We start from the raw sequence: 3,285 nt of genomic DNA on the forward strand, positions 1-3,285 counted from the left end.
CATAGCTTATCGTATGGGCGGCAAGCCTCTGGACGTCGATCCCAAAAATGGCAAGATCATGGACAAAAAGGCCATGAAGTACTGGGACCGCGAGTACCAGCCCGGCTGGGAGCCGAAGTTGTAAGCGATTGAATTACAGCATAACTGTGCAGGCTATGATAAGAAAAGTATAATTTTTCTTATCATAGCCTGTGCTTTTTTTATTCAGATTAATTACCTTTGGGCCGATTTCTGAGCAGATTCTGTTTGAATCAGTTCTCAGAGGTAAAGTTCTTTGAAATATTGGGGAAGAGGAAAGTTCAACTTGATTGAGCGGGAGTTTTAATTCAAAAATATGAATAAAACTTTAAAGTATACGAAAGTAGGTTCTATCTACAATGTAGATTTAGGGCCGAAGCAAGACCATAGAATTGCGAAATATAGACCATGTATAGTAGTTGATAATGATAGGAGTATAGTAAGCGTTTTTGCCTTTACTTCCGACCACGGCGGCCCATTAGAAGATAGCGAAATAGCTGTACCCAAAGGTATGGGAAATCTTAAAAACAACTCGAAATTGAAGCTAGGTCAACCAATTTCGATTGATAGATGTAAAATAGAAAATTATATCGGCGAATTACCAGATGAATACTTAAAGCAGATAATTGAATATATACAGGAGAAAGGAGTTATAAAAAAGATATGTACTGTTATCCAAAAAAGAAAAGAATACATTAATTTTAAAACTAATTAAATAAATTATAACTAACTCCTTCTTTATTTAGTCGCTTTTTCTTCCCTATTATATTTAGTTTTTGGTTAAAAAATTTATATATGCAGGATAAATTAATAAGAGTTGGTGTTTTTTATGACGGAAATTATTTTTTACACGTAAGTAACTATTATAATTACGAACATATCAGAAAAAGGAGGCTAAGTATTTCAGGTTTACATGAGTTCATTAGGCATCAGGTTGGTCAAGAGTAAGCTACTGATGTTCGACTTTGTCAAATTGTAGATAGCCATTATTTTAGAGGGAGACTAAGTGCTCAGGAAGCGAGTCAAAAAGGAGAAACGCTTTATTGGGATAGAGTATTCGATGACATTCTAATGTCAGAAGGCATTACTACACATTTCTTGCCGTTAAAGTCATTTGGCGGCGTGAAGCAAGAAAAAGGAATCGACGTCTGGCTTGCGCTTGAAGCATTCGAACTAGCCTTTTATAAAAGGTTTAACGTTCTGGTGTTAATTGCATCCGATGGTGATTATGTTCCCTTGATAAGAAAATTGAATACTCTCGGAACAAGGGTGATGGTACTGAGTTGGGATTTCGAGTATACAACAGATAGCGGTCATAGATTTATTACTCGAACTTCGCAAGACCTTTTAGAAGAGGTCACTTATCCTATTGCGATGCACGAAATAATTGATAATAGGGTCAAACGGAACGATCCTTTAATCAATAATTTATTTGTTTCGGTAGACGCGAGACGTCCGACTACTGCATTTAGTATAAGAGACAAGTCTGATATTAAAACAAGTGAAGTTTTGAGCGTGAGAGGCAGTTTCGGTTTTATAAAGTATCCGCCAAATAATTTATTTTTTCATGCTACAAGTGTGATGGGTACCGATTTCAATGAGTTGAAACCTAGTGATAGGGTACAATTTATTATCGCTAAGAATGAAGACGGTGATGATATAGCTAAGAATGTGAAGCCTACAGAATAGGTATTCGCTTCAAAACAAAAGGCCCGGAAGACTTTTTCTTCCGGGCCTTTTGCATTGAGTTACCTTCCTCTAAACCTCCTGCGTTTCCCGCGCTTCCACGGGGTAGTCGAGATAACCCTTTTTACCGGGCGTATAGAAGGTACTGTCGTCCCACTCCGCCAACGGAATGTCTTGGGCGAAGCGCTCTACCAAATCAGGATTTGAAATATATGGCTTCCCGAAAGAAACCAAGTCGGCATCCCCCCGCTTGATAACGGCATTGCCTTTTTCCTGGTCGAAGCCCGCGTTGATCATCAAAGTACCCTTATATATGGGGCGATAACGCTTGGCGATTTCTGTTTCGGCGTAGGGGATATCTGACACATCGTTGAACGGTTCCGACAAATGCAGGTATGCCAAGTCGTATTCGTTCAGCTTGTTGACGATGTAATCGAAGGTTGGAACGGATTCTTCGTCCATCGTCATGCCGAAAATTCCGTTCAGCGAAGGGTTCATCCGCACGCCAATCTTGCCTTCTGGAATTTCTTGCTTCACCGCGTCCACTACATCGAACAGAAAGCGCGCTCGCTTCTCAATGCTACCACCGTAAGCGTCGGTACGGTGGTTAGAGGTGCCGCTGAAAAACTGGTGGAACAGATAGCCGTTGGAAGCATGAATTTCTACGCCATCGAAACCTGCCGCGACGGCATTTTTGGCCGCTTTGGCAAAGTCATGAATCGTGGTTTCGATCTCTTCCAGTGTCATCGCCTTGGGTGTGACGGTATCTTTAAACCCCTGCGGCGTGTATGATTTAGCCTTAGGATTAAGGGCCGAAGGGGCTAATGGTAACTCGCCGTTGTGAAAATCAGGATGCGAAATGCGTCCGACGTGCCAGAGCTGAATAAAAATCCGCCCCCCGGCAGCGTGAACTTTCTGCGTCACTTCTTTCCAGCCTGCCACCTGTGCTTCGCTGTGGATGCCCGGCGTGTTGATGTAGCCCACGGCCTGCTCGGACACCTGCGAGCCTTCGGTAATGATGAGTCCGGCACTAGCGCGCAAGGCATAGTATTCCCCTTGCAAGGCAGCCGTGGGTACTTTGCCGGAATTGTCAGCCCGGCTTCGGGTCATGGGAGCCATGACCACTCGATTGGGTATGTTCAAATTTTCACTCCTGTAAGGTTGCAGGAGCGGTTGATCATTGTTCATGTTTGGATACTTTTGGTTTTTTTGAATGAAAAAATGCTCCCATGGTTGGAAGCATTCTGTTGGAATGATGTGAAAACGGATATGCTGAAACGTTTGTTCTGAAATATTTCAGTTACCTAAGTGACTTCTGTAACGAAAACATTTCCCAAAATCTCCTGATCTCCCCGAATCAGGAGATTTCCGATTGGACGAGTGGATGATGCCAGACCGCCCCAACTACGTCAGCATGGAGTACAGAACGCATGTCAAAAAACTGTGGCTATCTTTCGGCCCCAAAGCCATAGTGGCATGAAACTACCCAATGCGAGTCATTTATGAATCTACACGAAACCCAAATCCTGGAAACTGTCCTGGTCGTGCTGGCGGTCGTAATCGTCAGACGAATTTTGGGGC

General features: G+C 42.8%; 3 protein-coding genes. 2 read left to right on the plus strand and 1 reads right to left on the minus strand.

All coding sequences use genetic code 11. The features are described from left to right. The first annotated feature begins 334 nt into the window (after window positions 1-334). Window positions 335-733: a type II toxin-antitoxin system PemK/MazF family toxin gene (locus ACEW8P_RS19985; RefSeq protein ID WP_373514839.1), complete on the plus strand. Its 399-nt coding sequence runs from the start codon at window positions 335-337 to the stop codon at window positions 731-733. A gap of 257 nt (window positions 734-990) precedes the next feature. Then, entirely contained in the window at window positions 991-1,707 is a 717-nt protein-coding gene (locus ACEW8P_RS19990; RefSeq protein ID WP_373514841.1) for an NYN domain-containing protein, read from the plus strand. Window positions 1,708-1,776: 69 nt separating this feature from the next. Here the strand turns inward: ACEW8P_RS19990 and ACEW8P_RS19995 are convergent, their stop codons facing one another. Next, window positions 1,777-2,892 carry an alkene reductase gene (locus ACEW8P_RS19995; RefSeq protein ID WP_373514840.1) on the minus strand — a complete coding sequence of 372 codons (1,116 nt, stop codon included), beginning with the start codon at window positions 2,890-2,892 and terminating at the stop codon, window positions 1,777-1,779. Window positions 2,893-3,285 lie beyond the last annotated feature (393 nt).

Origin of the sequence: Persicitalea sp. (assembly GCF_041751555.1) — a bacterium.
Classification (GTDB): domain Bacteria; phylum Bacteroidota; class Bacteroidia; order Cytophagales; family Spirosomataceae; genus Persicitalea.

What these genes read in the sequence shown, in the direction of transcription:
- ACEW8P_RS19985 (WP_373514839.1), top strand. Translation starts at nt 335, where the DNA reads ATGAATAAAACTTTAAAGTATACGAAAGTAGGTTCTATCTACAATGTA.
- ACEW8P_RS19995 (WP_373514840.1), bottom strand. Translation starts at nt 2,892, where the DNA reads ATGAACAATGATCAACCGCTCCTGCAACCTTACAGGAGTGAAAATTTG.